The organism is Ollibium composti (assembly GCF_004801285.1).
Taxonomy (GTDB): Bacteria; Pseudomonadota; Alphaproteobacteria; order Rhizobiales; family Rhizobiaceae; genus Mesorhizobium; species Mesorhizobium composti.
In genome coordinates this window covers 145,955-170,404 of the sequence record NZ_SSNY01000002.1, presented here as the reverse complement: position 1 = coordinate 170,404, position 24,450 = coordinate 145,955, and the positions used below count along the sequence as shown (strand labels likewise).

The 24,450-nt window shown below is 64.5% G+C and carries 21 protein-coding genes and 1 pseudogene; 17 read left to right on the top strand and 5 right to left on the bottom strand.

Translation table 11 applies throughout. The features are described 5' to 3' along the window. The first annotated feature begins 450 nt into the window (after positions 1-450). The 4 genes from E6C48_RS04155 (at position 451) to E6C48_RS04140 (ending at position 4,882) form a co-directional block, all read left to right on the top strand. A complete protein-coding gene (locus tag E6C48_RS04155; RefSeq protein ID WP_407940944.1) occupies positions 451-1,131 on the top strand; it encodes a recombinase family protein in 681 nt (226 codons plus the stop codon). Between the two features lie 731 nt (positions 1,132-1,862). Continuing rightward, complete coding sequence (locus tag E6C48_RS04150; RefSeq protein WP_136354336.1) at positions 1,863-2,546, top strand: hypothetical protein; 684 nt, start codon at positions 1,863-1,865, stop codon at positions 2,544-2,546. Next, on the top strand, positions 2,543-3,604 hold the full coding sequence (locus tag E6C48_RS04145; RefSeq protein WP_136354334.1) for an AAA family ATPase: 1,062 nt from the start codon (positions 2,543-2,545) through the stop codon (positions 3,602-3,604). Before E6C48_RS04150 ends, E6C48_RS04145 begins: the two co-directional genes overlap by 4 nt. A 321-nt stretch (positions 3,605-3,925) precedes the next feature. Beyond that, positions 3,926-4,882, top strand: coding sequence for an MrcB family domain-containing protein (locus tag E6C48_RS04140; protein WP_136354332.1), 957 nt, complete (start codon positions 3,926-3,928; stop codon positions 4,880-4,882). 65 nt (positions 4,883-4,947) lie between these two features. On the opposite strand, the pseudogene E6C48_RS04135 reads toward E6C48_RS04140, so the two are convergent. Then, positions 4,948-5,589: pseudogene (locus tag E6C48_RS04135) on the bottom strand (magnesium chelatase domain-containing protein); the annotation flags it as partial. 162 nt (positions 5,590-5,751) lie between these two features. On the opposite strand from E6C48_RS04135, the gene E6C48_RS04130 reads away from it, so the two are divergent. Further along, positions 5,752-6,717 (top strand): IS1595 family transposase, encoded by a 966-nt coding sequence (locus E6C48_RS04130; protein ID WP_136354328.1) that lies wholly within the window; start codon positions 5,752-5,754, stop codon positions 6,715-6,717. A gap of 233 nt (positions 6,718-6,950) precedes the next feature. Here E6C48_RS04130 and E6C48_RS04125 read toward each other — a convergent pair whose 3' ends face one another. Beyond that, positions 6,951-7,607 (bottom strand): DUF3800 domain-containing protein, encoded by a 657-nt coding sequence (locus tag E6C48_RS04125; protein WP_136354326.1) that lies wholly within the window; start codon positions 7,605-7,607, stop codon positions 6,951-6,953. On the opposite strand from E6C48_RS04125, the gene E6C48_RS22475 reads away from it, so the two are divergent. Continuing rightward, positions 7,606-7,767, top strand: coding sequence for a hypothetical protein (locus E6C48_RS22475; protein ID WP_168734445.1), 162 nt, complete (start codon positions 7,606-7,608; stop codon positions 7,765-7,767). The genes E6C48_RS04125 and E6C48_RS22475 overlap by 2 nt on opposite strands. Before the next feature lie 872 nt (positions 7,768-8,639). Here E6C48_RS22475 and gshB read toward each other — a convergent pair. Further along, complete coding sequence (gshB, locus tag E6C48_RS04115) at positions 8,640-9,581, bottom strand: glutathione synthase (protein ID WP_136354324.1); 942 nt, start codon at positions 9,579-9,581, stop codon at positions 8,640-8,642. A gap of 224 nt (positions 9,582-9,805) precedes the next feature. Here gshB and E6C48_RS04110 point away from each other — a divergent pair, with 224 nt between their 5' ends. From E6C48_RS04110 to E6C48_RS04060, 11 genes are all read left to right on the top strand, one after another. Continuing rightward, on the top strand, positions 9,806-11,155 hold the full coding sequence (locus E6C48_RS04110) for a putative bifunctional diguanylate cyclase/phosphodiesterase (RefSeq protein WP_136354322.1): 1,350 nt from the start codon (positions 9,806-9,808) through the stop codon (positions 11,153-11,155). 150 nt (positions 11,156-11,305) lie between these two features. After that, entirely contained in the window at positions 11,306-12,070 is a 765-nt protein-coding gene (locus E6C48_RS04105; protein ID WP_136354319.1) for an SDR family NAD(P)-dependent oxidoreductase, read from the top strand. Further along, the gene (locus E6C48_RS04100) at positions 12,067-13,011 is read left to right on the top strand and encodes a 2-dehydro-3-deoxygalactonokinase (RefSeq protein ID WP_136354317.1); all 945 of its coding nucleotides are present in this window, start codon (positions 12,067-12,069) and stop codon (positions 13,009-13,011) included. Before E6C48_RS04105 ends, E6C48_RS04100 begins: the two co-directional genes overlap by 4 nt. Continuing rightward, positions 13,008-13,649: a 2-dehydro-3-deoxy-6-phosphogalactonate aldolase gene (locus E6C48_RS04095; protein ID WP_136354315.1), complete on the top strand. Its 642-nt coding sequence runs from the start codon at positions 13,008-13,010 to the stop codon at positions 13,647-13,649. The genes E6C48_RS04100 and E6C48_RS04095 overlap by 4 nt, the downstream gene beginning before the upstream one ends. After that, entirely contained in the window at positions 13,646-14,521 is an 876-nt protein-coding gene (locus E6C48_RS04090; protein WP_136354313.1) for an SMP-30/gluconolactonase/LRE family protein, read from the top strand. Before E6C48_RS04095 ends, E6C48_RS04090 begins: the two co-directional genes overlap by 4 nt. A 95-nt stretch (positions 14,522-14,616) precedes the next feature. Further along, on the top strand, positions 14,617-15,675 hold the full coding sequence (locus tag E6C48_RS04085; RefSeq protein ID WP_136354311.1) for a D-alanine--D-alanine ligase family protein: 1,059 nt from the start codon (positions 14,617-14,619) through the stop codon (positions 15,673-15,675). Positions 15,676-15,793: 118 nt separating this feature from the next. Beyond that, entirely contained in the window at positions 15,794-17,434 is a 1,641-nt protein-coding gene (locus E6C48_RS04080) for an ABC transporter substrate-binding protein (RefSeq protein ID WP_136354309.1), read from the top strand. Positions 17,435-17,450: 16 nt separating this feature from the next. After that, positions 17,451-18,515, top strand: a complete 1,065-nt coding sequence (locus tag E6C48_RS04075) for an ABC transporter permease (protein ID WP_136354306.1) — start codon at positions 17,451-17,453, stop codon at positions 18,513-18,515. Positions 18,516-18,663: 148 nt separating this feature from the next. After that, entirely contained in the window at positions 18,664-19,590 is a 927-nt protein-coding gene (gene nikC / locus E6C48_RS04070; RefSeq protein WP_136354304.1) for a nickel transporter permease, read from the top strand. An 11-nt stretch (positions 19,591-19,601) separates the two neighbouring features. Further along, a complete protein-coding gene (locus E6C48_RS04065) occupies positions 19,602-20,438 on the top strand; it encodes an ABC transporter ATP-binding protein (protein ID WP_136354986.1) in 837 nt (278 codons plus the stop codon). 139 nt (positions 20,439-20,577) lie between these two features. Further along, the gene (locus E6C48_RS04060) at positions 20,578-21,327 is read left to right on the top strand and encodes an ABC transporter ATP-binding protein (protein ID WP_136354302.1); all 750 of its coding nucleotides are present in this window, start codon (positions 20,578-20,580) and stop codon (positions 21,325-21,327) included. 729 nt (positions 21,328-22,056) lie between these two features. Here E6C48_RS04060 and E6C48_RS04055 read toward each other — a convergent pair. Both E6C48_RS04055 and E6C48_RS04050 read right to left on the bottom strand, forming a co-directional pair. Next, entirely contained in the window at positions 22,057-23,157 is a 1,101-nt protein-coding gene (locus E6C48_RS04055; RefSeq protein WP_136354300.1) for a DUF1513 domain-containing protein, read from the bottom strand. Between the two features lie 162 nt (positions 23,158-23,319). Next, positions 23,320-24,378: an imelysin family protein gene (locus tag E6C48_RS04050; protein ID WP_407940943.1), complete on the bottom strand. Its 1,059-nt coding sequence runs from the start codon at positions 24,376-24,378 to the stop codon at positions 23,320-23,322. Between the last annotated feature and the right edge of the window lie 72 nt (positions 24,379-24,450).

The following is a 24,450-nucleotide window of genomic DNA, read 5'->3' as shown; positions in this document are numbered from 1 at the left end:
ACACGACCGGTTTCCTCGATGCATGTTTGCTGCTTGTTATGCCGGGCGCGTACTCGGCGCAGTAATTTCCATCGTTTGCGCAGCTACGAGCAACCATCCTTTGTCACTCCCCGCGTTGGCGGGAGATAACGGTTGCGTCTGTCAGGGCAACCAGGGCCGAAATTTTGAGCAATAATTTCTGAGCGCCCCATCTGATTATAGAACGCGCTATACCTCCCCCGCACCCCCGCCGTGTTCTCCTTAATTCGCCCCAGCCCCCCTATGAGGCGCCACCCTCTCCGGCGACCCTCGGGGTCACGCAGGGATAAGTGGAGGATCGGGGTTACGAGTTCGCTTAGTAATGGATGGGAGGCGAGGCACGTCCGCAAGGGTATAGCCTAGCGGTCATTCCGAAAGGTGGCCGAGAGGATGTCCGTTAGGGTTGACGATGGTCAACGGACAGGATAGACAATGGACACAACCCTTTCGTACATCGGAGACCCCATGTCCAAGACTGTCCTTTACGCCCGCGTCTCGACTGCCGATCAGACACTTGAACACCAGAGGAAGCAGGCCGAGGCCGCTGGCTTCAAGATTGATCAGGTGGTGGCTGACCATGGCGTGTCGGGCGTCTCGACCAAGCTGGCAGAACGGTCGGAAGGAAAGCGCCTATTCGACATCCTCCGCCCCGGCGACACTCTGGTGGTGCGCTGGGTCGACCGGCTGGGCCGCGACTACCGGGATGTATCGGACAGTATCCGCCATTTCATGCGCGACGGCGTGGTGATCAAGACTGTCATCAACGGCATGGTGTTCGATGGCGCGACCACGGACCCGATACAACAGGCCGTGCGGGACGCTTTGATAGCCTTCATGGCGGCGACGGCAGAGGCACAGGCGGTTGCCACCAAGGAAGCTCAGAAGGCTGGGATTGAATTGGCCAAGGTGCATCCGAAGAAGGGCGCGCCAGCGTACCGGGGCAGGAAACCTAGCTATGACCGTGAGGTCTTCGAGAAGGTAACCGCCATGCTGGACATGGATGCCGGGGCATCGGCCATCGCCAAGGAGACGGGGTTGACCAGGCAGACCGTTCTCAGGATCAGGGAAGAGCGGGCCGGTGCTGAGAAGGCGTTGGCATCATGGGGTATGTAGCGCCGCCTCCGCAAAGGGCGCCAAGGGTGCGACAAATTGGCATGTTTTGAACTTAGTTTGTCACCGGAATTGTCACAAGCTCTGCCACAAATTCCCACAACGGGATCGCAAGCCTTTGAGCCGATTATCTTCCCAAGGGATGTATAATCCCTCTGCACTGGAACTATGATCTAGTTCCCCATCTTGTCGGAATTATTCTTCGCCTTCCATGGCTTGCGGGGGCCGCCCGGATAGCTCATATCTGTCCCACCAAACGACGCCCAGTCGGATGGGACCGGGGACAACACCCTGGCGCAGGGGACGGTGCTGGCCGTTCCTGTAGAGCGGAACCAAAGCCTGCCCCGCCAGAAGGGGAATAGCAGGACGCGAAGCAGGGGCGGCTCGGAGAGCCGTCAGCGGTGGCAAGGCAGCCCGGTCGGTTAACCGGGAAGCTGAACTGTGCAGCGAACACTGGAAGATCGAGAGGCAACCCTTGCTCTCGTAGTGTTCCATCTGCATTGAAACCGATGCTGGTTGCTGACGCGGCGACTGGACGGTGCATGGCGGAGAACCAGCGACATCGGCGTTACCTTCAACACCACGACAGCTTAGATCACCGAACTGCTCAAATAAGTCTTCGCCCCCGTGCCTGTGGGTCTAGGTACGGATGCGGCCATGCGTATAGCGCATGAACGGGCGCGCCCAAGCGTCCGCGATAGACCTTTCCCAAATCGACGAGAACGAACTCACACATGAGAACCTGCAAGGCCGATGGCTGCCATGCGCAGACCAAGGGCTACAGCTCCTATTGCGAGCGACATAAACGCACTATGGCCCGTCACGGGCATCCTCACCAGACCGGCGTGACCAAGGCCGATCTCAAACCCTACATCAAAGCAGTTCGCGCGTTCCTCGAGCGCAATCATCCTGGCAAAGCTCAAACCGTTATCCAAGGGGCATGGGACCGCACCGTGCGGGAGGCGCGACGGTTCATGGACCAAGCCTATCAGGGCCGTGCGCAGTCGGTCTACGACCGGGAAGCCTACCAAGCGGTCTTGTCCCTTGCCGAGGAGCAAGACGCCGATACCATCGGGGTCCTGCTTATCGCTATGGGCTACTGGTACCAGGATCAGCCGCGTTTCTGGCGACACGACGACGGATTTCGTTTCCAGACCGTGCGCATGTTGTTGCGCCTCAATCCGAGAGAGGCCGCCTACAAATGGCATGATGGCAAAATGGAGCGTAGCGTCTACCGTGATGTCCGTCCGGGCACCATCAGGGCACTTTGGGCCATCGTTCACGGCACTGGCTTCGTCGGCTACGGCGGGGAGATAGCCGTGCGCGAGGCGGCGGCAAGGGAAGCCCGGCAGCGGGAGGTTAAGCGCGAACGCGCGGCTTTCTTCGGGGACGATCAGAATGCCGAGGGCGCAGCATGACGGCGCGCCACACAGAACCGGCGCTGAAGGGACTGACGGCGGCGCAACTGCTGGCCCGCCAATTCCCGCCGCGCGAGTTCGTCATAGACCCGTGGCTGCGGACCGGGGAGAGCGCCTTGATCTGGGCCGCGACCGGTGTCGGTAAGACGTGGCTCACGCTGTCCCTTGCGATGGCAATAGCGGGCGGCGGGCGTGTCTGGGAATGGAAAGCCAGCAAGCCCCGCAAGGTCCTGATCATCGATGGAGAAATGAACGTTCAGGACCTTCAAGAGCGCGTCCGGTTCCTTCTTGACACCCGTGGAGTGGACGGCGTGGATCGCCGTGAACTGGATCGCAACATCCTGTTCATGCCGCGCCAGTATCAGGACCCACGGTCAACTTTCTTCGACATCACGAATACGGACGACCAGCACCGTATCTTGGCTTTGATGGAAGAGCAGGAAGCAGAGGCCATCATCATCGACAATCTGACGACATGCGCCGATGGGCTCGACGACGAGAACGCGGCGACGGCCTTTCGATCCATTATGTCGTTCCTGATGAAGATGAAGCAGGCCGACAAGACGGCAATCGTTGTCCACTATGCCAACAAGACCGGGACGGATGCCCGGGGGTCAACGGCCCTTGAAGCGACGTTCGAGGTCAAGCTGGGATTGCAGCGGCCCGCCGTTTCCAAGCCCGGCAGCGCGGCCTTCGTCACGACGTTCGGCAAGTTCCGAGGGCGCGGGGACGACAGTCTCAGCCCGCGAACGTGGTCGCTGAGTGAAGCCGGATGGTCGGTCGAGGAGGATGCCGACAGCGTGAACGGGCGTGTCGTCGCAGCACTGGAAACGCTGCGATACGTCAATCAAGCGGAACTCGCCAAGGCGCTGGGAATGTCCCAACCCACGGTGTCACGTGCCCTTACCCGAGCGGCGGCTCTTGGTGCGCCGCGAAAGGATGAGGTGGAACGCCTGTTCATCAAAGCACGTGAAATGCGGCGGGCGGAGAAGGACCCGTTCGCCGACACAGCGGAACCAGCCGAAGAAGTTTTGCCGGGCATCAATGAGGAGTTCTAGGGCGCGTGGCGCTCAGAAGGAGGCTCTGCCTTCTTCGCTGGCCATCCATTCATTCACAATTCAATCAACTCTAGTTGGTGAATGGTGAATAAGCCCGGAAATGCAGGGGTTTGAGGGCGTTGAGATAGGGCGGCTATTCACGCTCCCATGTATAAGGCCGTCGCCGCGGAAGCTGCGGCGGCTTCCCGAGCAGGACGGCAAGGACAGTCCTGGGCTGCCCCTGAATACTCCTTACGGTGTCCAATTTGGATAGGCTGATCTGCCGACGCTTGACTTCGCACCCATGCTCAGACGTACAAATCCCCAAGGGAGGGGTACTTCATGGCATTCCGCGACACACTTCAATTCATAGCAGCGTCTTACTCAGCCGCCTCACGAGAGGCACTGACAAACCACCCCGTAGCGGCCGCAATTCGAGTAGATTTGGCGGTTGCTATAGAAACCACGCTGGGCGCCCGCCGCACCGGCTTGTTGGTTGAGGGCAGCCCTGGGCAAGGGAATTGGGCAAGGGTTCCTTGGGTCGCCATCTTTGAACCGAGCATCACGACGAGCGCCACACGCGGCTTCTATCCCGTGTATTTGTTCGACATTGCGGGGGAGCAGGTCCACCTCAGCCTAAACCAAGGAACGACCACGGTACGACAGGAGTTCGGGCGACTTACCCAACAGGTCTTGTTAGATCGTGCGGCACTTATGCGTAAGCGAACGTCTGACTACTTGTCGCAACTACCAGAGTTGAACATCAACCTCGGCAAAGGTCAGACGCTGGCAGGTGACTACGCGGCTGGCCACGCTTTGGGGCTCAGCTACAACGTCAACCAATTGCCCGACGAAGGTCGTCTAGCCTTCGACCTGGCAACGATGATTGACTGCTACCGCGCGCTGATCTTTCGAGGCGGTCTCGACTTTGGGTTGACGAATAACGACCAGCCTGAGCAAGGGGCTACGGTCGACGAAGAGAGGCGCTACCGAATGCACCGCCGGATAGAGCGGAACCCAAAGGCATCCAAACTGGCTAAGGCATTTCACGGGACGGTGTGTCAGGCTTGCGGCTTCGACTTCCAGCGGCACTACGGCACGATTGGCGCCGGCTTCATTGAAGCCCACCACCTCACCCCAATAGCTTCGTTGAACCAGGGTACGACGGTGACCTATGACGTTGCGACCGACTTCGCGGTCTTGTGCTCAAACTGCCACAAGATGATCCACAGATTGCCAGACCCGTCAGACATAGGCGCGCTCGTCTCCGCCATCCAAGAGACGCGGGTTTTGGACTAGATCGAGTAGGCCGCTAAACCAACAGCAATGGCAACTTTACCCGGCGGGTCTTTTGTTCACAATGTGAGCATGTTGTGGCCGCCCGCCGCGGCCACTTCCAGCGCACGGCGGGCGCTTTCCTGTCCCTTGATGTCGGCGAGGTCCGGCAGGTCGCCGGGCGCGGCGCGCACCCCCGCCACCGGCCGCGACAGCACCTGCGAGCCGCGAAAATGGTTGGCCATGGCAATCAGGCTGCGCGGCGCCAGGATATCGATGTCGCTACCCGCCCACGCCGCCTCCGGGCCACAGGCGTGCGGGCAGATCAGGCCCTTGCCCTCGGCATTGGCGCCGATGGCCGCCGGCAGCGCGCCGGCCACAGCCGCGATGGTGCCGTCGAGCGACAGTTCGCCGAGCACGACATAGCCGGCCAGCGCATCGCCCGGTATGGCGCCGAGCGCCGCCATCAGGCCGAGCGCGATGGGCAGATCGTAATGGCTGCCTTCCTTCGGCAGGTCCGCCGGGGCGAGATTGACGGTCACCTTCCTGGCCGGCATCGACAGGCCGGAGGCATGCAGCGCGGCCTGCACCCGCTCGCGGCTCTCGGCCACCGCCTTGTCCGGCAGGCCGACGATGGAGATGCCGACCTTGCCGGGCGCGACCATCACCTGCACATCCACCGGCACCGCCTCGATGCCCTGAAATGCGACCGTGCGCACGCGAGAAACCATTTCGTCCCCATCCCGATGCGGAACCGTCCGCACCCGCCCGATGGGACCTGCGCCTTGCCGGCGCAACCCCATGCAAGACAAGCATGGATCGCCGATCAGAGGCGATTATATATTTGACAAACCCAACGGATTGAGCGATAACCGTTTCAAGGAGTTATCGCCATGTCCGTTCTGTCCCGTCCCTACTTCCACGACGAAGCCGCCGCCTTCGAGCATGTCGAGGCGATGATGTGGCCGCAGGGTCCGGTTTGCTTCCATTGCGGCTCAATGGACAAGCACTACGCATTAAAGGGCGTTCGCACGAAGCCTTCGAAGAAGAACCCGCATGGTGTCGAACGTCACGGCCTCTACAAGTGCGCCGCCTGCCGCAAGCAGTTCACCGTGCGCATGGGTACGATCTTCGAGGAAACTCACCTGCCGCTGCACAAGTGGTTGCAGGCGATCCACCTCATGTGTTCCTCGAAGAAGGGCATTTCCGCCCACCAGCTTCACCGCGTTCTGGAATGCACCTACAAGACCGCATGGTTCCTTGCGCACCGTATTCGCGAAGCCATGCGCTCCGATGACTTCACGCCCATGGGCGGCAACGGCAAGACCGTGGAAGTGGATGAGACGTTCATCGGTCGCCTTTCCGGTATGCCCAAGCTCCGTGACAGCCGCGCCCACAAGAACACGGTGCTTACTCTTGTCGAGCGCGGCGGCATCGCCCGTTCCTTCCATATCGACGGCACCACGGTTGCCCGTATCGTCCCAATTGTCCGCGCCAACATTGCCAAGGAAAGCGCGCTCATGACCGACGAAGCCCGTCACTACGTCCGCGTCGGCGGTGAGTTTGCCTCTCATGGCCGCGTCGAGCATTCCGCGAATGAGTATGGCCGCACCGAAGGTGACGTGAAGGTCAACACCAACACCGTCGAAGGCTTCTATTCGATCTTCAAGCGCGGCATGAAGGGCGTCTACCAGCATTGTGCCGAACACCACCTACACCGCTATCTGGCGGAGTTTGATTTCCGCTATTCGCACCGTTCGGCGATGGGCATTGACGATGCCGTACGTTCGCTGGTTGCCTTGAAAGGCGCCAAGGGCAAGCGGCTTACCTATCATGGACCTCGCCACGGCGAAGCATGATCACTATCGGAAGCCGATACAGCTAAAGCTTCCGCTTTGGAGATACGAGGGCAAAAATCGGCCTTTTTCAACGGCTGTTTCGAGTCCGAAACGGAAAAAGCAGCCATGACCGGTTGCCAGATTCTTTAGCATCGATTATATTATCGACGGTTCGTGCGCCCCTTGCCTGACGAAAAGCCCAAACGGGCCGCTCCTGAAAAGGAGATAATCGGGATAGCGGGGCGCACAACTTTTTAGTAGTGTAGCGTCTTCCCAAAGCGCCAAAGATCGAACTCTGACGTGACCTTGTCAGCGATTAAATCGTAAGAACGCTTGTCATCTCTTTCCCATTTTCGCTGCAATGCCCACGCGCAGTAGTCAGCGACTTGCAGACACGGGTCTGTTTTGGCGAGGTGGAAAACGGTCGTATGTTCTAGATGCTTCCCCGTTTGCTGAATCACTTCATTGAAGGCGTTGCGGAATGCAGCCTTGCCCTTCGCTGTGTCTAGCGCCGCTGCCGAAATCAGCACGTTGTCGCCATCCTTGAACCGGCGAGGCAGTAAGTCTTTGGCATGGTAGTACCACGCGTATTTATAGAAGGTCGGCTCGTCCGGACGCGTCTTTGGAAGCGCCTTCGCCTTTTCCAGGATCGTCGCGTCTATCTCGAATTTGTGGTTGCCAAGAATAGCGAAAACCTGGTCACGGACACGCTGCTTATCCGTGGTACAATGGAAGCCTTCGTCATCTATTTGCTTCTTCGCCATGAGGCGGCGGCGAAGATCCAAAAGGTCTGCACCAACTTCGCAAGATTGCATGCGGACGGTGCAAAGAATGAAGTATCGACTGGCATGGTTGCCAGCCTCAAATTTAAAACATCCCGCCTCGTCGGCAAAAACAAAGTGTTCACTCATGACACACAAGCCAAAAGAATCTGATTTGTCACAATATCAGAAATTTAAGGAAGCTGCCCGTGAGCTAAAGGCTGACGACAGCGAAGAAGCCTTTGATGCGCAGCTGAAGAAGATAGCTACGGCATCGCGACAAAAGGAAAAGAAGCCCGCCAGTAAATGACGGGCTTCCAAGCAGCTAGGCTGCGCGCCCGCCATACTTGCTCCGAGCGGCTTCGTAACTGCCCATGTGCGTTCGCTTATGTTTCACGTCAGAGACGCGAGCAGGGTTTACATCGAAATGAGCGGCGATGCGGTTCTGAAACCAGCCCTCCCACAACATGCGGTGGACTTCAACAGCGTCGTCAAATGTGAGCTTGTAGCTCGGTTCATTGGGGAAGATGGCCACTGGCCTTGTCTCCGTTTGTGAAGACGATGGGCTTGACCACGGCCGGTTTTTGACTCAAAACCAGCTTGCAATATAGCCGTGTCCCGCGCCCATCGACAAATGAGCGGGATATGAACTTAGAAAGGACCGTCGCCGGCTGGGGAGTTGGCGGCGGTTTCTTTGTTCATAAGACACTTGGATATGAGGCGCGGCTTATGTTCGAGTCAATGCTCAACCACCGCAGTTTGGGATGCATCCCAAACTGTCGTGACAAAAACTCTTAAATTCAATGGCTTAAGGTTCCTCCCATAAGCCGTTTTCCACAGGCGCCAAGGCGTCTGAATGGGCTACGTTACCGTGATTCTCGCTGGGCAGTCCAGTTTGTGCGGTGCCGCACGACCGAATCGGCGCGGGTGATTCGTAACCCGCTGAGTTCATTGCATATTTCATTTTGCAGATATGCGGATGTCTTTATGCGCTCGGAAGCGGGTTTGTCAAATATATAATCGCCCGATCAGATCAAGAACATTTCAAGAACAATTTCGCGCCGAAGCTGTAGCGCGGTTGCATCCGGTTGCGCCGGTGGAACAAATCCGGCGCACCAGGCGCAGCTTCTGTTTCCGCATCGCTTTTGCCGAAAACCGGCATCAACTTTTCGACATAATGCCTTACGTGCGCTTGGCTTCCACCGCGTCCCAGAACAGGGCGGCGACGTCGGCGCCGCCGAAGCGCTTGATCTCGCGGATGCCGGTCGGCGAGGTGACGTTGATCTCGGTCATATAGTCGCCGATCACGTCGATGCCGACGAGGATGAAGCCGCGGCGCCGCAATTCCGGGCCGATGGCGGCGCAGATGTCGCGCTCGCGCGGCGTCAGCTCGGTCTTCTCGGCGCGGCCGCCGATATGCATGTTGGAGCGCGATTCGGTCTCGGCCGGCACACGGTTGACGGCGCCGACCGGCTCGCCGTCGATGAGGATGATGCGCTTGTCGCCCTGGCGCACATCCTTCAGGTAGCGCTGGACGATGAACGGCTCGCGGAAAAGCTGGGCGAACATCTCCAAGAGCGAGGCGAGGTTGCGGTCGGCCTCGGGAAGGTGGAAGACGCCGGCGCCGCCGTTGCCGTAGAGCGGCTTGACGATGATGTCGCCATGCTCCCGGCGGAAGGCGGCGACTTCGGCCGGGTCCTTGGTGATCAGCGTTTCCGGCATCAGGTCGGGAAACTCGGTGACGAAGATCTTTTCCGGGCTGTTGCGCACCCAGGCCGGGTCGTTGACCACCAGCGTCTTCGGATGGATGCGGTCCAGCATGTGCGTGGTGGTGATGTAGTTCATGTCGAAGGGCGGGTCCTGGCGCAGCAGCACCACGTCCATCTCGGACAAATCGGTGCGCACCGGCTCGCCGAGCGAGAAGTGGTCGCCCTTCTCGTCGCGCACCGTCATCGGCTCGAGACGGGCGAAGACCTTGCCGCCGACCATCGCCAGCCGGTCGGGCGTGTAATGATAAAGCCTGTGGCCGCGCCTTTGCGCCTCCAGCGACAGCGCGAACGTCGTGTCGCCGACGATGTTGACGGTTCTGACATGGTCCATCTGGACGGCGATATCGAGCGGCATGGCGGTCTCAGTCTCCGGCTGGCGGTGCGCCCTGCTCTACAGGCTTGGCGGGGCGCTGCCAATCGTTCCGTTTTGAACGTTGCCGTCAGCAGCGTGAAACGAGGAACCGGACACATCTGTCCACAATCCGGCGTATTTCGTCATAGAAATGCGCCGGAGATACTTTTCCTAAACGGTTTTCTGCCATGGTCGCCGCAATTTCCGGCATCAGAACAGGAAAACCGATGCAAACTTCGTTTGGCACCGGGCAGGCATACAGGGATGGAACGGATCTGGCCTTCACCGATCCGCTGACGGGACTGGGCAATCACCGCCGCTTCTTCGACAAGGTGGAGCGGCTGATCGCCGACCGTGCCGATGACCCCGCACCCTTTGCCGTCGGCATCGTCGACCTCGACGGCTTCAAGCCCATCAACGACCTGTTCGGCCACAAGGCCGGCGACGACATCCTCATCCAGGTGGCGATGCGCCTGCGCGCCTCGATGGATTCGCATTCCAGCGTCTGCCGCATCGGCGCCGACGAGTTCGCCTTCCTCTATCCGATGGTGTTTTCCGAGGAAGCGGCCGCCGAGAGGGCGCGCATGCTGATCGAGATCCTGTCGGCGCCCTACGACGTCGGCGAGCGCACCGCCCGCCTTTCGGCCTCCGTCGGCTGCTCGCTGTTTTATTCCGGCGACGAAACGACCGAAATCCTGGTCAACAAGGCCGAGACCGCGCTCTACCACGCCAAGCGCTCGGGGCGCGGCAAGGTGATGGTCTATACGCGCGAGATGGAGGAGGCGGCCAAGCACGTCACCCGCATCGAGCAGGCGCTGCGCCGCGCCGTCTCGGCGGGCGAAGTGGAGCCGCACTTCCAGCCCATCGTCGATCTTGCTACGCGCCGCGTCATCGGCTTCGAAACGCTGGCGCGCTGGACCGATCGCGACCTCGGGCCTATCTCGCCGGCCGTCTTCATCCCGATCGCCGAGGAACGCGGCATCATCGGGCCGCTGTCGCAGCTGATCCTGCGCAAGGCGACGGAAGCCGCGCGCGCCTGGCCGAAGGACCTTTTCCTGTCGTTCAACCTGTCGCCTTCGCAGCTCGTCGACCAGAACACCGGCCTGCACATCCTGTCGATCCTCGACCGCAACGGCTTCGATCCGCGCCGGCTGGAGGTCGAGATCACCGAAACCGGCCTGATGAACGACCCGGCCTCGGCCGAGAAGATCGTCGAGGACCTGAAGCGGGTGGGCATCCGCGTCTCGCTGGACGATTTCGGCACCGGCCAGTCGTCGCTCGGCCGCCTGCGCGAATTCCATTTCGACAAGCTCAAGATCGACCGCGCCTTCGTCTCTTCCATCCTGGAGGACAAACCGTCAGAGCACATCATCCGCGCCATCCTGGCCATGTGCGAGGGGCTGGGCATGGACGTGGTGGCCGAGGGCATCGAGGAGGAGGCGCAGGCCGACAGGCTCATCCAGTTCGGCTGCGGCGGCGGCCAGGGCTACCTGTTCGGCAAGCCGGCCGACGCTGAGGCCACGCTCGGCTACCTGCGTGATTCCTTCCGTGGCGCGCAACGCATCAAGGCGGTGTGACGACAGCCGGAAGGCGACCGAGCCGCCGTTCCCGCGATTTTGTCCGACAAAACAGGCCAGGTGCTGCTTTTCGCGCTTGCCCGCGCATCGCGGCCGGCTAGGATGCGCCCGCGCATCGCGGCCTGTCGCCGCCGGTGGAGGGAGACAATCATGATGCCATCGGCGCGGTTCGCCGACCTTGAGGGCGCCTCGGTGCTGATCACCGGCGGCGGCTCCGGCATCGGCGCGGCGCTGACCGAAGGCTTCGTGCGGCAGGGCGCCAGGGTGGCCTTCATCGACATCGCCGAGGAACCCAGCCGGGCGCTGTGCGAGGCGCTCGCCGAAACCGGAAACCGCCCGCTCCATCTCAAGGCCGACCTCGCCGATGTCGGCGCCCTGCGCGCGGCGGTGGCAGAGGCGGCAGCCCGCCACGGCCCGGCGACCGTGCTGGTCAACAATGCAGCGCGCGACGACCGCCACGCCGCCGAAGACGTCACGCCGGAGGAATGGGACGCCAACCTCGCCGTCAACCTCAGGCCGCATTTCTTCACCGTGCAGGCGGTGGTGCCGGGCATGAAAGAGGCGGGCCACGGCGCCATCGTCAACTTCACCTCGACCTCCTTCATGCTCAACATGGGCGACATGCCGGCCTATACGATCGCCAAGGCGGGTATCGTCGGCCTGACCAAGGGCATGGCCGGGCGCTACGGCCGGCAAGGTATCCGCGTCAACGCCATCGCGCCGGGCTGGGTCGTCACCGAACGGCAGCGGAAGCTGTGGGTGAAGGGAGACAATCTCGACAGCCACATCGCGCGCCAGGCGATCCCGCGCATGATGGTGGCCGACGACATGGTCGGACCCTGCCTGTTCCTCGCCTCCGACGCCTCGGCGATGCTGACGGCGCAGACGCTGATCGTCGACGGAGGGGTGCTGTGAGCGCCGCACCGGCCATCGCTGCGGTCGACTGGGGCACGACGCGGCTGAGGCTCTGGCTGCTCGACGGCGCCGGCACGGTGCTGGCCGAGCGGCGCGGCGACGACGGCCTCATCAGCGCGCGCGACAAAGGCTTTGCCACGGTGCTGGAAAAGCATCTAGCGGCGGCCGGCGCGCCGGCCGGCCTGCCGGTCATCATGTGCGGCATGGTCGGCGCCCGCCAGGGCTGGCTGGAAGCCCCTTATGTCGACGTGCCTTCGCCGCTTTCGGCCGTGCTGCGCGGCGCGCTGAGCGTGCCGGACGCCGGCCGCGACATCCGCATCGTGCCCGGCATGGCGCAACGGCTGGCGGATGCGCCGGACGTCATGCGCGGCGAGGAGACACAGCTTGCCGGCGCCGGGCTGGCGGGGCGTGGCCGGCACATCGTCTGCATGCCCGGCACGCATTCCAAATGGGTCGCGGTCGAGGACGGGGCGGTGACCGGCTTCGGCACATGGCCGACGGGCGAACTGTTTTCCGTTCTGGCCGCGCACTCCATCCTGCGCCATTCGCTGGGAGAGCATCCCACCGCCGTGACCGCCGACAGCCCGGCGTTCCGGCGCTGGTGCGAGGCAGCGCTTGCCGAAGGCGGCGACATCATGGGCCGGCTGTTTTCCATCCGCGCCGCCGGCCTGCTGCATGGGCTGGGGCCGGACGATGCCGCCGCCTGCCTTTCCGGCCTCTTGATCGGCGCCGAGATCGCCTCGGCGAACCGGCGATACCCGGCCGGCAAGGAGCCGGTCGCGCTCGTCGCCTCGGGAGCGCTGGGTGTGCTCTATGGCGCTGCCCTCGGCTTGGCCGGACACACGATCCGGCCGGTCGATGCCGACGAGGCGGTGCGCGCCGGGCTGTTTGCCGCGGCACGGGAGAACGGCATGATCGCTTCGACGCAGGAGCCCGCATGACACAAACCGCCCCCTTTCCGAAACTCGCACGCGGGCTGGTCGCCATCCTGCGTGGACTGAAGCCGGACGAGGCCGTGGCCATCGGCGAGGCGGTTTTCGCCGCCGGCATCGAGGCGATCGAAGTGCCGCTCAATTCGCCCGATCCGTTCGTGTCGATCGAGCGGCTGGCGGCCGCCCTGCCAGCCACCGCGCTGATCGGCGCTGGCACCGTGCTGACGGAAGCCGACGTGGACCGCCTGCACGGTGCCGGCGGGCGCCTGCTGGTCAGCCCCAACATCGACGCGGACGTGATGAAGCGCGCCGCGCGCCATGCCATGGTGACGATGCCCGGCGTGTTCAGCTCGAGCGAGGCCTTCCAGGCGATCCGCCTCGGCGCCTCGGCGCTGAAATTCTTCCCGGCCAGCGTGCTCGGGCCGGGCGGCATCGCGGCGATGCGCGCCGTGCTGCCGCGCGAAACGCTAGTCGGCGCCGTCGGCGGCGTCTCCGACAAGGATTTCGCCGGTTACAAGGCAGCGGGCGTCAGCGTGTTCGGGCTGGGCTCTGGCCTGTTCAAGCCGGGCATGACGGTGGCCGAAGTGGCGGCGAAGGCCCGCGCCGCCGTCGCCGCCTGGGATTCCGTCTTCGGGAGAAGCACATGAGCGGACCTGCCGTCACGGCCCTGTCGAACACCGTCTGCGAACTCGGCGAAGGCCCGAGCTACGATCCGGGAACCGACACGCTCTACTGGTTCGATATCGTCAATGGCCTGTTGGTCGAGCATCGTTCCGGAACCGAAACGAAGACCCATCCGCTCGGCCGCATGGCCAGCGCCATCGCCATCGTCGACGGCGACCGGCAGCTCATTTCAGCCGAGGACGGGCTTTACCTGCGCGACACCGCCACCGGCAAACTCACGCTGCACATGCCGGTCGAGGCCGACAATGCGGTGACGCGCTCCAACGACGCCCGCGTCCATCCCTGCGGCGCCTTCTGGCTCAGCACCATGGGCAAGAAGGCCGAGACGGGCGCCGGCTCGATCTACTGGTTCTTCAAGGGCGAGTTGCGGCGGCTGTTCGCCGACATCTCCATCCCCAATTCCATCGCCTTCACCGCCGACGGCGCGATCGCCTACTACACCGATTCCAAGACCGGCCTCATCATGCGCACCGCCTGCGACCCCGCCACCGGCCTGCCGGCCGGAGAGCCGAAAGTGTTCGCCGACCGTGGCGACGGCAGCGGCGACCACGACGGCTCGGTGGTCGATCTCGACGGGACGCTGTGGAACGCCCGCTGGGGCGAGGCGTGCGTCAACGCCTATTCTCCCGACGGCAAGCTGACGCGCTCGGTCCGCATGCCGACAAGGCAGCCCTCCTGCCCTGCCTTCTACGGCCCCAAGGCCGACCGGCTCGCCGTCACCTCGGCCTGGGCGGACATGGACGCCGACCAGCGCGCCGCCGACCCGCAAGCCGGCAAGACCTTCCTGATCGACCTGCCGGTGCGCGGCCGCTTCGAGCCGCGCGTGCTGATCTGAGCATGTCGCGCCGCTGGTGATCCCGCGTCGGTTTTATCGGATGCCGAGCCCTGCGCGAATGCGAGACTGACCGGATCATCGGACCCCCAAGAAGCATGCCCAGCCCGGAACTCGTCCTGATCCATGAGCCCGAACGGGCCTGCCTCGACCGGCTGGCCGCCGAGGGTTTCGAAGCGCAGCGCGCTGCCGAGATCGCCTCCTATCTCGCGCAATCGACCGATCTCGCCGTCGAATTCGACGCCATCGCCGCCGCCTGCGCGGAGCGTGGCCTGCGCTTTGCGCCGGTGGAACTGGACGATGCGGCGGCGGCCCTTGCCCAGCGCGATCCGGCATCGACGCTCGTGTGGACGCTGACCGACGGCATCGCCTATTTCCGTGGCGGGGCGGCGCCGGCGCTGGCGCGGCTGGGCGGTTTCGGGACCATCGGCGCCGAGGATTCGGTGTTCGCGCTGTGCCAGGACAAGTTCCGCGCCGGCGCCGTGCTTTCAGCTCTCGCCCTGCCGGTTCCGCCCGCCGGCCTGGCGCGCGACGGCAAATGGCTGGCGCCGCCGCCCGCATCGCCGCAAGGCTGGTTCGTCAAGCCGAACCGGCTCGGCGCCAAGATCGGCATCTGGCCGGATTCCCGCTGTTTTGAGCTGGATCACGCGCTTGAACTTAGCCGGCGCATCTTCGCTTATTACCGTGACGACGCCATCGTCCAGCCCTATGTCGCAGGCCGCAACGCGCGCGCCTCCTTCCTCGCCGTCGAACCTGCCGCCGGCACGGAGGCGCTGGGCATCTCCTTCGTCGATTCCGGCGCCGACTTCCAGACCATGGAAGACAGTCTCGCCCTCTACGGCAACACCGGCACAGCGGCGAAGGCGCAAGGCCGCTACACCGAACCGGTGCTGGAGCCGGTGGCGCGCAGCCAGCCCGGCGCCGACGCCCGCATTCGCACGCTTGCCGGCAGGCTGATGCAAGGGCTCGGCCTGCGCGACGTCTTTTCGCTCGACCTGCGCGTCGAGGCCGACGACACGCTCCACCTCATCGAATTCGAGGTCTGTCCCGGCCTGCCCTGCTTCGATTTCCGCGCCTATTGCCGCGATCGCTGGGCGATGAGCCTGCCCGAGGCGATGGCGGCGACCGCCGCCAACCGGCTCACCGGCCGCCTGTGATGACCGTCAAAAGCGCTGTTGCTGGCGACGAAACCGCCCGCTATGGTTCGGGCCATCGTTCGATCCGGCCTGAACGCACCCTGATCGAACCCTCTAACAAAACAAAGGGAACACTCCGATGATGATGGAAAAGATCGCCCTGCGCTCCCGCATGTGGCTGGCAGGCGCCGCCCTGTCCGCTTTCGTGGCGGCATCGCCCGCCTTCGCCGTGACGCCGGCCGACACGCTGGTCGAGGGCTTCGCCATCGACGACATCATCAGCGTCGACCCGGCCGAGGCGTTCGAACTGTCGACGGCGGAAGTGACGGGCAACACCTACGACCTTCTGATCCGCATCGACCTCAACGACACCTCCAAGGTCAAGGGCGACCTCGCCGAGAGCTGGACGATCTCGGACGACGGCCTCGTCTACACCTTCAAGCTCAAGCCCGGCCTGAAGTTCGCCTCCGGCAACCCGATCACCGCCGCCGACGTCGCCTACTCCTTCGAGCGCGTCGTCAAGCTCGACCTGAGCCCGGCCTTCATCATCAACCAGTTCGGCATCACCGGCGACAACGTCGCCGAAAAGGCCAAGGCCGTGGACGACACCACCTTCCAGTTCACCGTCGACAAGTCCTATGCGCCGAGCTTCGTGCTGAACTGCCTGTCCTCCACGGTAGGCTCCGTGGTCGATTCCAAGCTGGTCAAGGAACACGCCGTGGCGGTGACGCCGGACGCCGACCATAAGTGGGACAACGACTTCGGCAACGGCTGGATGAAGACCGGCTACGCCGGCTCCGGCCCCTTCAAGCTGCGCGAATGGAAGGCCAACGAGGCCGTCGTCATGGAGCGCAACGACAATTACTGGGGCGAGAAGCCCAAGCTCGCCCGCGTCATCTATCGCCACATGAAGGAAAGCTCGGCGCAGCGCCTGGCCCTGCAGGCCGGCGACATCGACGTCGCCCGCAACCTCGAGCCGAACGACCTCAACGCCATCGCCGACAACAAGGACCTCGCCACGGTGAGCGCACCCAAGGGCACGGTCTGGTACATCAGCCTCAACCAGAAGAACGAGAAGCTGGCCAAGCCGGAAGTGCGCCAGGCGTTCAAGTACCTCGTCGACTACGACGCGCTGGGCTCGACCATCCTCAAGGGCATCGGCGAGATCCACCAGACCTTCCTGCCCAAGGGCGACCTCGGCGAATTGGACGAGAACCCCTTCAAGCTCGATGTCGCCAAAGCCAAGGAACTGCTGGAGAAAGCCGGGCTGAAGGACGGCTTCAGCGTCACCATGGACGTGCGCAACGGCCAGCCGACGACGGCCATGGCCGAATCGATCCAGCAGACGGCGGCGCAGGCCGGCGTCAAGATCGAGATCATCCCCGGCGACGGCAAGCAGACCCTGACCAAGTACCGCGCCCGCAACCACGACATCTATATCGGCCAGTGGGGGCAGGACTATTTCGATCCGAACTCGAACGCGCAGACCTTCGTCTCCAACCCCGACAATTCCGACGACGGCAAGACCAAGACGCTGGCTTGGCGCAACGCCTGGGACATCCCGGAACTGACCAAGCAGACGGAAGCCGCCCTTTTGGAGAAGGACACGGCCAAGCGCGCGGCGATGTACCAGGAGCTGCAGAAGAAGGCGCTGGAGGAAAGCCCCTTCGTCATCATCCACCAGCAGCTCGAAGTCGCCGGCCTGCGCGCCAACCTGAAGGACTTCAAGCTGGGCCCCAGCTTCGACACCAACTTCGTCAGTCAGGTTTCCAAGGAATAGCCGGAAGGCCGTTTCCTTGAGCGCGGTTGAACAACAGGCGGGGGCGCGCGGCAGCGGCCGCGCGCTTGCCATTGCGGGCGGCATCGGCCGCTTCCTGCTGATTGCGGCAACGACCTATCTCGGCCTGCTCGCCGTGACCTTCTTCATCGGCCGCGTCATCCCGATCGATCCGGTGCTGGCGGTGCTGGGCGACCGCGCGCCCGAGAGCGTGGTCGAGCGCACCCGCCGCGAGATGGGGCTGGATCTGCCGCTGATCGAGCAATTCTGGATCTACATCAAGGCGGCGCTGAACGGCGATTTCGGCACCTCGGTGCTGACCACCAACCCGGTGATGGCCGACATCCGCCGCGTCTTCCCCGCGACGATCGAGCTGGCGACGGTCGGCACCCTGATCGGCACCGTCCTCGGCATCCCGCTCGGCGTGCTGGCGGCGGTGAAGCGCGGCAGTCTCGCCGACCAGTTCGTGCGCGTCGTCGGCCTCGTCGGCTATTCGGTGCCGATCTTCTGGCTGGCCCTGCTGGCGCTGGTGCTGTTCTACGCCAAGCTGCAATGGGTGGCGTTCCCCGGCCGCATCGACATCGTCTATCAGTACACCTTCACGCCGGTCACCGGCTTCTACCTGCTGGATTCGGCCCTGCAGGGCCAGTGGGACGTGTTCTGGGACGTGTTCCGCCACATCGTCCTGCCCGGCGCGCTGCTCGGCTATTTTTCGCTCGCCTATATCAGCCGCATGACGCGCTCCTTCATGCTGAACGAGCTCAGCCAGGAATACGTCGTCGCCGCGCGCGCCAAGGGCCTGTCGGAAACGCGCATCATCTGGGGCCACGCGCTGCGCAACGCGGCAGTCCCCATGGTGACGGTGATCGCGCTCTCCTATGCCGGGCTGCTGGAAGGCTCGGTGCTGACCGAGACGGTGTTTTCCTGGCCCGGGATCGGCCTCTACATCACCGATTCGTTGCAGAACGCCGACATGAACGCCGTGCTCGGCGGCACCATCGTCATCGGCTCGGTCTTCATCGCCATCAACCTGTTCTCCGACCTGCTCTACAAGCTGCTCGACCCGAGGACGAAGGTGCGATGAGGGCGGAACTTCATTGGCCACCCCCACCCCTAGCCCCTCCGCTCAAGGGGGAGGGAGAGCTGCCGCATGCCAACTCCCCCTCCCCCTTGAGCGGAGGGGCTAGGGGTGGGGGTATTTCGCGCAACCATCTCTCGCCGGAGGCCCTACCATGACCACCTCCGACGCTGCCCCCCTTTCCCGCCGCGAATGGCTGCTGTCGGAACGTCCGGCCTCGCGCATGCAGGCGCGGCTCGGCCGCGCCTATGTCACCTGGCGGCGTTTCTCGGCCAACAGGCTCGCCATGGTCGGGCTGTTCATCATCATCGCCCTTCTGGTGGTGGCCGCCCTCGCGGACGTGCTCGCCACCCATTCGCCCTATATCGGCGACCTGAAAAACGCGCGGCTTCTGCCGCCGTCCGCCGACTACTGGTTCGGCACCGACGATCTCGGCCGCGACATCTATTCGCGCATCGTCCACGGCTCGCGGCTGACGCTCTTCGTGGTGGTTCTGGTGGCGATCATCGCGGCCCCCGTCGGCCTGGCCGTCGGCACCGTCTCCGGCTATGCCGGCGGCTGGATCGACGCCGTCCTGATGCGCATCACCGACATCTTCCTCGCCTTCCCCAAGCTGGTGCTGGCGCTGGCCTTCGTCGCGGCACTCGGCCCCGGCATCGAGAACGCGGTGCTGGCGATCGCCATCACGTCGTGGCCGCCCTACGCACGTATCGCCCGTGCCGAGACGCTGACGGTGCGCAATTCCGATTTCATCAAGGCGGTGGAACTGATGGGCGCCTCGCCCTTCCGCATCGTGCTTCGCCACATCATGCCGCTGTGCCTCTCCTCGCTGATCGTGCGCGTCACCCTCGACATGGCCGGCATCATCCTGACCGCCGCCGGCCTCGGCTTCCTGGGGCTGGGCGCACAGCCGCCGCTGCCCGAATGGGGCGCGATGATCGCGTCGGGCCGCCGCTTCATCCTCGACCAGTGGTGGGTGGCCGGCGCGCCGGGCGTCGCCATCCTGATCGTCTCGCTGGGTTTCAACCTGCTCGGCGACGGCCTGCGCGACGCGCTCGACCCGCGGAGCGGCGACCAATGAACAAGGCGGCAATGAGCGGCAACCTGCTGGACATCGAGGACCTGCGCGTCACCTTCCCGACACGCACCGGCCGCATCGAGGCGGTACGCGGCGTCTCCTTCGCGCTCGGCCGCGAGCGGCTGGGCATCGTCGGCGAGAGCGGCTCGGGCAAGTCGCAGACCGGCCGCGCCATCATGGGGCTGACGCCGCCGCAGGCCGAGGTCTTGGCGAAGACACTCGCCTTCGACGGGCTCGACCTGCTTGCGCTGCCGCCGCGCGAGCGCCGCGCGCTGCGGGGAAAACGCATCGCCATGATCCTGCAGGACCCGAAATATTCGCTCGACCCGGTGATGACCATCGGCCGGCAGATCATCGAGACGCTGCGCACCCATGAGAGGGTGACGAAGGCCGAGGCGCGCGAGCGGGCATTGGACATGCTGGCGGCCGTGCAGATCCGCGACCCCAAACGCGTCTTCGACCTGCACCCGCACGAAGTCTCCGGCGGCATGGGCCAGCGCGCCATGATCGCCATGATGCTGATCGCCGGGCCGGAACTGATGATCGCCGACGAACCGACCTCGGCGCTCGATGTCACCGTGCAGCTCGACGTGCTCGCCATCCTCGACCGGCTGGTGGCGGAGCGCGGCATGGGGCTGATCTTCATCTCGCACGACCTGCGGCTGGTTTCCTCCTTCTGCGACCGCGTCGTCGTCATGTATGCCGGCAAGGTGGTCGAGCAGCTGAAGGCATCGGAACTGTCGCGGGCTGAGCATCCCTACACGCGCGGCCTGCTCGACTGCATGCCCAAGATCGGCGCCGACCGGCACCCGCTGCCGGTGCTGCAACGGCAGGCGGAGTGGGCGCAGTGAGGGGAAATCTTCGCAGTAAGCTACCCCCACCCCTAGCCCCTCCCCTCAAGGGGGAGGGGGACTTGGCATGCGGCAGCTCCCCCTCCCCCTTGCGGGGAGGGGTCAGGGGTGGGGCTACTTTCATTCACGGGTTGGCGCGATGACCCACGCCCTCGCCGTCACCGACCTCGAAGTCGTCTTCGACCGCTTCCGCGCGCTCAAGGGCGTCAGCATCGCCGTGCAGCCCGGCGAATCCTTCGGGCTGGTCGGCGAATCCGGCTCCGGCAAATCGACGCTGCTCAGGGCCGTCGCCGGGCTGGCGCCGGTCACAGCCGGAACCATTGCGCTGGACGGCAAACAGCTCGGCCGCCGTCGCGACAAAGCCTTCTACCGACAGGTGCAGATGGTGTTCCAGGACCCCTACGGCTCGCTGCATCCGCGCCAGACGGTGGACCGGCTGTTGCAGGAGCCGCTCGCCATCCACGGCATCGGCGACGGCGAACAGCGCATCCGCCGCGCGCTGGACGAGGTGGGGCTGGGGTCCGGCTTCCGCTTCCGCTATTCGCACCAGTTGTCCGGCGGCCAGCGCCAGCGCGTGGCGATTGCGCGTGCGCTGATCCTCGAACCGTCGATCCTCCTGCTCGACGAGCCGACCTCGGCGCTCGACGCCTCGGTGCAGGCCGAAGTGTTGAACCTTCTGGAGCAGGTGCGCCGCGCGCGCGGCCTCACCTTCCTGATGGTCAGCCACGACCTCGCCGTCGTCACCCATATGTGCGGACGGCTGGCTGTGATGCAGAACGGCGAGGTGGTCGAAACGCTCGCGGCCCCCGACCTCGCCGCGCACCGCGTCGAGAACGACTACACCAGGCGCCTGCTGAAGGCCTCGGAAGGATTCGCCCGCGCCGGGTGAGCCGCGGGGCGACCGCCCTGTCGGCCCCGTCATGCCATCGCCAGTCCTTGCATGAGAACATTGGCGACGGACAGAGTGGACGGAGTGCAACGCGGAAGCTGCTTTCCTCGCCCCGTTTACGGGGAGAGGATGCCGGCAGGCAGGTGAGGGGCGGCGCCACGTTCTGCGACGTTGGCGCTGCCCCTCACCCTTACCCTCTCCCCGTGAACGGGGAGAGGGAGACGCCCATGCCGCGCCTCCTTCCGCAAAGAATTTTCCCGAAATCTATCCCCGTCCTTTTCACCCGCTCCATACTGCCCGTTATCTCCTGTGCGGGAACGCGGGTCGCGAACCGGGCGCTTGTGGCAGGGGACGGTGCCGGGCTGGCAGCGTAACGGTACGCTGCTGGGTGATGAGCCCCCAAGTCCGGGCCTCGACCGAGCCAGCGGGCCGCCCCAGAAAGGCGGCAGCGACCCTCGGGGAGGCAAGACACCGGCGGGCGCGGGATGCCGCGCCATACCTTAACTTAGCAGGCACGGCCCCCGCGCCCGCTTCCCGACCTTTTTCGCAAGGTCCGCTCTTTGACAATGGCCAGACGGACGAAAATCCGGGCGTGGCAACGAAGAAGCTCACCCAGGGAGAGGGGTCGCTGGCCGTAGAGCGAGGCTTCTGTGCGTCGGAGCGGTTGAGGTTACCCCTCCCGACCGGGCTACGCCCGGCGTCCTTCGGACCCCCTCAAGCGGGAAAGGGTCAGGCTGTTATCCGCAGCATGTGGTTGTCCCACACATAGTCCGGCTCCGACACGGCCGGCCGGTGCGGCGCGACGATGGCGCCGGCGCCGCTGGAGGCGATGAAGCCGGCGCGGTCCGGCGCGATACCGCACACTTCGGTCAGGCTGATGGCCGAGACGATGCCGCCGCTTGCGGTGTCGAAGACGACGTAGCTGTTGCCGGCCGGCGAGGACACCGCCATCGTGCCGGCCTCGCGGTTGGCCGCCATGGCGCCGATATAGTTGCGCAAGCCGTTCAGCACCTTTTCCGGCATGTCGAGCAGTTGCAGTTCCCTGCCGCGCTCGGCCTTGCCGACCAGCGGCGGCCGATCCAGCGTCGCGCCCTCGTACTGGCAGGAGAACCAGACGGCGCCTTGCGCGTCGATGTCCATGTGGCGGATCGACAGCTTGTGCAGGTCGGCCGGCAGTTCGTGCTTTTCGAGGAGGTCGCCGGTCAGCCGGTCGATCAGCACGTAGGACGGCTTCATGGTGGCTAGATTGAGCTTGGCCTTGCCGAAGTCGGGATGCGTCTCGATGCCGCCATTGGCCACGGCAAGCGTGCGGCCGTCGCCGAGCAGCACCATTTCGTGCGGGCCGACGCCATGGGTGGCGAACTCGCCGACGCGGCGGAAGCGGTCGCCGGCATCGTAGACGCCGACCATGCCCGCCGCCGCGTCGAAATCGTTCTCGGTGGCGTAGAGCAGCGCGCCGTCCGGCGAAAAGACGCCATGGCCGTAGAAATGCCGTCCGGCGGGTGCGGCGATGGTGACCGGTTCGTCCTTGCCGCCATGGTCGAAGGCCACGGCCAGCGTGCCCGGCTTGCGCGGGAAGACGATGGCGCGGCGCGAGGCCGGGTCGAGGGTCATGCCGTGGCCGCGGTCGGGCAGGTCCACGGCGTAGAGCAGCTTGCCTTCCTCCGACAGGATGCCGGCGCCATAGCTGCCGTCGCGGCGCACGAAGGCGGTGGCGAAGACGGCATCGGCGGCAAGCGTCGCCGCCCATGCGGATGGCGCCATGGCCGCCGCGAAGCCGGCGCCGGCGGCGCGCAGGAAGTCACGGCGGTCGATCAGCGGGGTGCGCATGGGGTGAACCTCCTGTGCCTTGACCGGAAGTCGGCCCGCTTTGAAGTCGCAGTACCCCCACCCCTCAAGGGGAAGCTGCCGCCAGCCAAGTCCCCCTCCCCCTTGAGGGGAGGAGCTAGGGGTGGGGGTCGATCACGCGAACGGTCGGCCATTGTCTCTCGCTCAATCCCCGTCCAGCGAGGAGAACCCTGCTGTCAGGCCGAATTCCGCCGTCATGCGCGTGCCGACGAGGCTGGAGAGGCTGCTGGTGACGAGGCGAAAATGTTCCAGCTTCGCCCGCTTTTCGGGATCGGCCAGCACGGCGTCGATGGGACCGGAGGCAGCACGGGCGTCGGCGACGCCATTGGCGAGCTGGATATGCGTCGACTCGGCCATCCAGCGCGCGTCGTCGGACAGTGCCTCGCCGATGCGCGAGACGGTGAACAGCCGGTCCATGCCGTCGAGGTTGGCTGCCAGCGAATCGGCAGTCTTGCCCGAGCGCCAGAAGATCGCCTGCTTCGGCCTGTCGGCATCGGCATTCGCACCGAGGAAGCCTTTCACCCGCACGTCGCGGACAAGCTCCAGCCCGTCGATGAGGACGCCGAGCAGGTCCGTCACCGCCTCCGGCCCGTCGCGGTAGACCGAGTTGTCCGGTCCCGGGTTCCGCCAGATGGCGGCAAAGCCGTCCGGCTTGTTCCAGGCCGCTGCAACTTCGGCGGCAATGGTCTCGATGTTGCCGGCTACCGCCGCACCGAAGGCGCAGCGATAGGCGCCATCAGTGCTCGCCAGCGCATCGGCGCCGGTGCCGTGGAGAATGTATTCCAGCGCGCCCAGCCCCTGCATGGCGACGCTCTTGCCTGCGATGGCGGCGGGATCGGCGGCCGTCGGGTCCTTGGCGGCAAGAGCGGCCTGCACCTGCTTCAGCCCGATCGACTTGCGGTCCGGCCAGAACAGCATGCGCTCCAGCCGGTTGTCCTCGCGGATCGGCCCGAACTGGACGATCTCGATCGCCGACCAGGCATCGACGAGGGCGGAGAAATCGGTACGGGCGGCGTCGAGACTGGCCTGCGAGGGCGATGCGCACAGCGCCTTGACGGCTTTTGCCTCGGCGGAGGCCTTCTCGTGCAAGGCGGCGTAGGCGGGCCGCACGAAACCGTCGACGGCGCGGCCGATGACGTCGGCGGTTTTCACCGGAGCGGCTGGGGCTGGCTGGGTAGCAGCGAAAGAGAGGAAAACGGTCAAGGCAACGACAAGTCCCCCTCTCCGTCTCGGCTTCGCCGAGCCACCTCTCCCCCACTTCGTAGGGGAGAGGAT

What these genes read in the sequence shown, in the direction of transcription:
- E6C48_RS04145 (WP_136354334.1), top strand. Translation starts at nt 2,543, where the DNA reads ATGACGGCGCGCCACACAGAACCGGCGCTGAAGGGACTGACGGCGGCG.
- E6C48_RS04090 (WP_136354313.1), top strand. Translation starts at nt 13,646, where the DNA reads ATGAGCGGACCTGCCGTCACGGCCCTGTCGAACACCGTCTGCGAACTC.
- E6C48_RS04130 (WP_136354328.1), top strand. Translation starts at nt 5,752, where the DNA reads ATGTCCGTTCTGTCCCGTCCCTACTTCCACGACGAAGCCGCCGCCTTC.
- E6C48_RS22475 (WP_168734445.1), top strand. Translation starts at nt 7,606, where the DNA reads ATGACACACAAGCCAAAAGAATCTGATTTGTCACAATATCAGAAATTT.
- E6C48_RS04140 (WP_136354332.1), top strand. Translation starts at nt 3,926, where the DNA reads ATGGCATTCCGCGACACACTTCAATTCATAGCAGCGTCTTACTCAGCC.
- E6C48_RS04110 (WP_136354322.1), top strand. Translation starts at nt 9,806, where the DNA reads ATGCAAACTTCGTTTGGCACCGGGCAGGCATACAGGGATGGAACGGAT.
- E6C48_RS04065 (WP_136354986.1), top strand. Translation starts at nt 19,602, where the DNA reads ATGAGCGGCAACCTGCTGGACATCGAGGACCTGCGCGTCACCTTCCCG.
- E6C48_RS04095 (WP_136354315.1), top strand. Translation starts at nt 13,008, where the DNA reads ATGACACAAACCGCCCCCTTTCCGAAACTCGCACGCGGGCTGGTCGCC.
- E6C48_RS04155 (WP_407940944.1), top strand. Translation starts at nt 451, where the DNA reads ATGGACACAACCCTTTCGTACATCGGAGACCCCATGTCCAAGACTGTC.
- E6C48_RS04055 (WP_136354300.1), bottom strand. Translation starts at nt 23,157, where the DNA reads ATGCGCACCCCGCTGATCGACCGCCGTGACTTCCTGCGCGCCGCCGGC.
- E6C48_RS04085 (WP_136354311.1), top strand. Translation starts at nt 14,617, where the DNA reads ATGCCCAGCCCGGAACTCGTCCTGATCCATGAGCCCGAACGGGCCTGC.
- E6C48_RS04060 (WP_136354302.1), top strand. Translation starts at nt 20,578, where the DNA reads ATGACCCACGCCCTCGCCGTCACCGACCTCGAAGTCGTCTTCGACCGC.
- nikC (WP_136354304.1), top strand. Translation starts at nt 18,664, where the DNA reads ATGACCACCTCCGACGCTGCCCCCCTTTCCCGCCGCGAATGGCTGCTG.
- E6C48_RS04125 (WP_136354326.1), bottom strand. Translation starts at nt 7,607, where the DNA reads ATGAGTGAACACTTTGTTTTTGCCGACGAGGCGGGATGTTTTAAATTT.
- gshB (WP_136354324.1), bottom strand. Translation starts at nt 9,581, where the DNA reads ATGCCGCTCGATATCGCCGTCCAGATGGACCATGTCAGAACCGTCAAC.
- E6C48_RS04080 (WP_136354309.1), top strand. Translation starts at nt 15,794, where the DNA reads ATGATGATGGAAAAGATCGCCCTGCGCTCCCGCATGTGGCTGGCAGGC.
- E6C48_RS04105 (WP_136354319.1), top strand. Translation starts at nt 11,306, where the DNA reads ATGATGCCATCGGCGCGGTTCGCCGACCTTGAGGGCGCCTCGGTGCTG.
- E6C48_RS04150 (WP_136354336.1), top strand. Translation starts at nt 1,863, where the DNA reads ATGAGAACCTGCAAGGCCGATGGCTGCCATGCGCAGACCAAGGGCTAC.